Raw genomic sequence first — 691 nt, forward strand, 5'->3', positions numbered from 1 at the left:
GTCCTCGATGACCTTCTGGTAGGCGGCGCGGGACTCCTCCCGGACGATGCCCAGGCAGAGTTCCTCGTAGATCACGCGGTGAACTTCCGCGCGGCCGTCGGTGTCCGGGACTCGCACAGCGAGTCCGCCGGATTCCAGCCGACCCCGGTAGAAGTCCTGCTCCATGGTGAACGCCGTGCCCAGCAGGCCGACTCGACGCAGGCCCGATGCCCTTACGGCCTCCGCCGTGGCGTCGGCCAGGTGCAGCAGGGGGATCGAGACCGCCGCCTCGACCTGGTCCGCGACCTTGTGCATGGTGNNGGCAGCCGCCGCCAGGATCTCCCCGGCCTCCGTCCAGCGGCCCTGGACCTGCAACTGCTCGATCTCCGCGAAGTCCACCGAGTAGAGCACGCACCGCGCCGAGTGGAGTCCGCCCAGGCGGTCACGCGTGAACTCGTTCAACAACCGGTAGTACTCCGCCGTCGACTCCCAGCTCATCCCACCGATCAGCCCGATCTTCTTCATCACCACACCCCTTACGTATGCAAGGAGTTGAGGATGACAGGCCTCCGCGCATAAGCCTCGCTTGGAGTCAGTCCCTCCTTGAAGCGCGCCCCTCCGTCACCCACACGGGCGTTCTTCACTCACCGTGCCTACTTGCGTGCGTTCCGTGCGTTACGGTCACGCAAAACGGCCCTCGCGATGGCGCCAA

The 691-nt window shown here is 66.3% G+C and carries 1 protein-coding gene; it reads right to left on the reverse strand.

The features are described 5' to 3' along the window. Positions 1-504 (reverse strand): aspartate/glutamate racemase family protein (locus CCN56_RS36305; RefSeq protein WP_086832006.1); only part of this gene is annotated, 504 nt, incomplete at its 3' end. Positions 505-691: the final 187 nt, after the last annotated feature.

Origin of the sequence: Streptomyces sp. NRRL B-24572, assembly GCF_002156145.1 — a bacterium.
Classification (GTDB): Bacteria; Actinomycetota; Actinomycetes; order Streptomycetales; family Streptomycetaceae; genus Streptomyces; species Streptomyces vietnamensis.